The 4822-nt window shown below is 56.9% G+C and carries 3 protein-coding genes; all 3 read right to left on the bottom strand.

The window, feature by feature from the left end; genetic code table 11:
- Nucleotides 1–670 (bottom strand): site-specific DNA-methyltransferase (locus Q0349_RS12320; protein WP_298081314.1); only part of this gene is annotated, 670 nt, incomplete at its 3' end.
- Between the two features lie 13 nt (nt 671–683).
- On the bottom strand, nt 684–1454 hold the full coding sequence (locus tag Q0349_RS12315) for a DUF4391 domain-containing protein (RefSeq protein WP_298081313.1): 771 nt from the start codon (nt 1452–1454) through the stop codon (nt 684–686).
- On the bottom strand, nt 1451–4651 hold the full coding sequence (locus Q0349_RS12310) for a helicase-related protein (protein ID WP_298081312.1): 3201 nt from the start codon (nt 4649–4651) through the stop codon (nt 1451–1453). Before Q0349_RS12310 ends, Q0349_RS12315 begins: the two co-directional genes overlap by 4 nt.
- Nucleotides 4652–4822 lie beyond the last annotated feature (171 nt).

Genomic DNA, 4822 nt, shown 5'->3' with positions numbered 1-4822 from the left:
CTTCAAAATTTTCTTCCCCAAAAATCTCATTCATAATAGCTCGTAAACTAGAAATTTCATGGTCAGCAATGCTGATAAAAATAACGCCTTCATTCTTTAGCAAACGATGAGCAAGTTTCAGTCTTGGATACATCATATTTAGCCAATCGGTATGAAAGCGTCCGTTGCTTTCGGTATTGCTGCTTATTTTTTGTCCGCCTTCTATTTGCCCGGTCAGTTCCAGATAGTTTTTGATATTGTCCTGATAGTTGTCGGGATAGACGAAATCTTTGCCGGTGTTGTAGGGCGGGTCGATGTAAATCAGTTTGACTTCGCCGGTATAGCTTTTTTCCAGCAGTTTGAGCACTTCGAGGTTGTCGCCTTCGATCATCAGGTTTTGTGTGCTGTTCCAATCCACGCTTTCTTCCGGACAGGGGCGCAGGGTGCCGGTGCTGGGGGTGAGTGCCAGTTGGCGTGCGGCGCGTTTGCCGTGCCAGTTAAGGCCGTATTTTTCGTCGGCATCGCTTACGGTGGCATCACCGACCAGCGCCTTGAGGACGTCCACGTTAATCGCCGCCCCGTTTTTGTCTTCGCTGACCAGTTCCGGGAAGAGCGCTTTGAGGCGGGCGATATTGGCGGCGATGAGGTCGGCAGATTGGGCTTCAGGGCTGTTTGCGGTGATTTTTTCCATGGGTTTTCCTGTGTCAAAGTTGTTGTTGGGCGGCAGCGAGCGCTGCTTGCAGTTGTTTGAGTTCTTGGTTGATGGCGACAAGGCGCGCCAGTTGTTTTTCTTTGTTGGCCTGGGCTCGCAGGCGGCGGATATCTTCTTCCAGCTGCGCACAGGCGGCAAGCGCGGCGCGGCGCGCGTCTGCTTGTTCTGCGGTGTTTGCCAGGCGGTAGTTGCCGCTGCGGTGCGCTACCTGCAAGGCTTCCAGGCAGGTTATCCAGCCTTGGTAGAGGGCATACAGGCTGGTTTGGGGCTGTTGGCCGAGAGCGAGCGACTGATAGAAAGCGTCTTTGATAGCGGTGTCGGTGCTGCTGGGCGTGATGGATAGCGGTTCGCCATCGAGTACGGTTTTGTCTGCTTCGTTTTGCGCGCGGCGTTTGTGCGCCAGCGACAGGGTGGGTGTTTGTCCTGCCAGTAGTAGAAACAGCGGGTAGGGAATGGCGCGGTGGATAAGGGCAGCAAGCCGTGTTTGCCGCGCCGGGGTGAGGTCGCTACGCAAGGTGACGGCAAGCACGGCGATTTCCAGGTATTCGCGGATGGCATCGTGGTATGCGGGGATGCCGATGGTGTGCGGCTTGAGGGCGGCAAGCCAGCGGATTTCTTCGATGGCATCGTTCAGCAGACGTTTGTCGGCAGCGGTCGCTGCGCTGTTTTCCAGCAGCAGTTTTTTGGGGATGCGCTGTTCCAGTCGCGCTTGTTGCGGTAGTTGCAGGGCATCAAGCAGGGTTTGAGCGGGATGTGCCGTCATATCGCCCCACTTTCCGGGAGGATGACGAGGAAGGCGATGACTTCAAATTCGCCACTGCCCGCTATTTCACCCGGCAGGGCGTGCGTGCCGCCGGGGCTGAACAGGCTGGCGACGGCGCGCTCTTCTTGTTTACCGCTGATAGAGGCGATGGCGGCGGCGAGCAGTTTTTGGGCGTGCTGCATGTTTTCACCGTTTTGGGTCGCTTGGTCGAAGCGGGCACAGGCGTCAGCGTCCGGGAGTTCGCGTCCCAGGGTAAGGCGCTTGAGGCGGTCGAGGATGTGTTTTGCCTGGGTGTAGGGGAGTAGGACGCTGCCGTCATCGCCGACGTGTACCAGGTAATACGGCGCTAGCGGGTAATCTGTGGTGGCATGCGATGTGGTGCCGCAGGCTTGCAGGCAGTAGATGATGCCGGGCGGGATATCGGCATCGAGGCTGGTGGTGATGGCGCAGGCGCCTAATGGTTGGGTATCCAGTGCGCCAGGGTGGGCTTTTTGGTATTGCGCCAGGTCGATGCGGAAGTCGGTGAGGGTGAGGTCGGTGATGGATACGCCGCTGGAGAGGTCTTCGATGTCGATGACGGTGTCTTGTAGTTTGAGCAGTTGTTTACGCCGGTATTCGAGGTCGTTCATGGTGTTGCCGGAGGTTTGTTCGATCAGGTTTTCTTCGCCGGTTGCGGAGATGTCCAGTAATACCATGCGCCCGCTGACGCGTTGTTCGAGGTTTATGTATTCCTCCAGTTCGATGTTCGGCCAGAAGTTCACCAGCTGGATGCTCTGGTTGGGCGAGCCGATGCGGTCAATGCGGCCAAAGCGCTGGATGATACGCACCGGATTCCAGTGGATGTCGTAGTTGATGAGCCAGTCGCAGTCTTGCAGGTTTTGGCCTTCGGAGATGCAGTCGGTGGCAATGAGCAGGTCAATTTCGCCTTCGTCTGCCATTTCTTGCGGCCGTTCTTTGGCACGCGGAGCAAAGGCGGTGAGGACGTCGCTCATGTTTTTGCGCAATCCCGGCAGGGTCGTCTGGATGCCTTTACTGCCGGTAATGACGGCGCTATGGATGCCCAAGGTGTCTTTTGCCCACGCTGCCAGTTGGGCGTAAAGGTAGTTTGCGGTGTCCGAGAAGGCGGTGAAGATGATGATTTTGCGGTTGCCGGGGTTGGTGGGCGCGCTATTTTTGCGGGTGATCATTTCGCGCAGTTTTGCCAGTTTGGCGTCGCGCGCGGCGCCCACTTGCCGGGCGGTTTTCAGTAGGGTGTCGAGGCGGTTGCGGTCTTCGAGCAAATCCTGTTGCCAACGGATGCGGTCAACGTCGGCAAGCAATACTCTGATTTTGCGCCCGACCAGCAGGGTTTCAAAGGTCGGATCGTCGATATCGATGTCGGCGATGCTGGGCGCTTCCAGGGTGTCACTGTGCGCTTCGATGCGCTTCAGCATGGCTTCTACGTCTTCAAGTTGCCGTTCCAGGGTGAGGGTGAAGGATGAGACGGCGCTTTCCATGCGCTTCAGTACGTTGACGCGCAAGAGGTGTATCAGGCTTTCTTCCCGGTCTTTCTGATAGAAGAAGCCTTCGCCACCGCGTACTTTGGTGCTGTATTTTTCGTCGTATTCTGCCTGTTTGTGCGGCAGGACGTAGCGCAGCGGTGCGTAACTGGCTAGCTTCAGGCGGCGGATTTCCTGGTTGATGTCGCGGATACTGCGGAATTCGCCCTGCAAGTCAACGTCTGCTTTGATGTTGATAGGCGGCAGGCGGTCGGGGAAACGTCCGGTTTCGCCAGTGCCGTAGTATTTTTCGACGTGGCGACGTGAGCGGGCGATGGTGAGGTGATCAAGCAGGGTGAAGTAGTCAAAGCCAAGCATTTCTACCAGTCTGGCAGGGGTTTTATCGGCATCATCCAGTTCCAGCCAGCGGTTGAATTGTTTTTGCGCTTTGCGCGTCGTCGCTTCGATACTGGCGATGCCATGCGTTGCCAGGGCGGTATCGTCGCCTTCGGTAGCAAAGGCGATTTGGTTGCGTAGGTCGGTCAGGCGATTATTGACGGGCGTGGCCGAGAGCATCAGTACGCGGGTTTTGACGCCTTCGCGAATAATGCGCCGCATCAGGCGGTCGTAGCGCGACTCTTTGTCTTTGTGCGTGGCCTTATTGCGAAAGTTGTGTGACTCGTCAATGACAACCAGGTCGTAGTTGCCCCAGTTCACGTGCGAGAGGTCAATATCGCCGGACATACCGCTATCACGCGAGAGGTCGGTGTGGTTGAGGATGTCGTAGTTGAAGCGGTCGGTAGCGAGGATATTGCGCTTGTCGTTTGCTTTGTAAAGCGTCCAGTTGTCGCGCAGGCGTTTGGGGGCGAGTACCAGTACGCGGTCGTTGCGCAGTTCGTGGTATTTGATGATGGCGAGCGCCTCGAAGGTTTTGCCAAGGCCGACGCTGTCGGCAATGATGCAGCCGCCGAAGCGGTTGAGTTTGTCGATAGCGCCTACTACGCCATCGCGCTGGAACTTGAAGAGTTTTTTCCACACGGCGGTGTTATGTATGCCAGTGGCGGATTTGACGATGCGCTCTTCGTCCATGCCATCGTCATTGTCTTGAAAGAGGCGTTGCAGTATCAGTGCGTAGATGGCTAGCGGGGCGCGGTGTTCGCCCAGTGCACGCAGGGCAGCAAGCACGCTGTTGCAGCCTTCGTTTTTATTTTCGGGGTCTGGCAGGTTTCTCCATTGCACGTCAAACCATTGGGCGAATTGTGCGGCTTCGCTGGCGGTTTCCGAGGCTTGTATCAGGTTCAGCGGGTTGCCTGGCGTCAGGCCAAGCCCCGCCGTGCTGAGGGAAAATGAGCCCAACACAGCCTGTTCCGGTATGCCGCTGCTGTCGCGGATGACCGCCACTCCCTGTGGGATTTCGCCCGTTGCCTGTCGTAATGTTACTTTTTCCTGAATCCATCGCGCACATTGGTTGGCAAGCCAGCGGGATTGCAGTCGGTTGCGGGCGCTACGGTCGCTATCCGTACCGGAAAGTTTGAGCGCTTCGCTATCGGGCGGCACGATGAGCTGAACCCGTTCCAGTTCAAATAGCGCTTCCCGGATGGCGGCAAAGGCATAAAGCGACAACGAAGGCGTTGCGCAATCCAGCTGGTTGCCGCGCTTGAAATACGGATGAAGCAGGTCAATGACGCGCTGTGAGCCGGTGTTGGGGATTTGTTTCATGTGTGGTTCGTTCGATGATAAAACACTGACTCCAGCGCGAACATGGTCCTGATTCCGCTTATTCTCTGCCCAGACGCGATACGGCACTGTCGCTGCCGTCGGCGATGAGGCCGGTTTCGATGTAGAGCGCCAGTTTGGCGCGGGTGTCGCTGATGTCGAGGTTGCGCAGGG

Source organism: uncultured Cardiobacterium sp., assembly GCF_938028185.1.
Taxonomy (GTDB): Bacteria; Pseudomonadota; Gammaproteobacteria; order Cardiobacteriales; family Cardiobacteriaceae; genus Cardiobacterium.
Note: the sequence above shows the minus strand (reverse complement) of the source record. Positions and strands in the feature narration are given on the sequence as shown.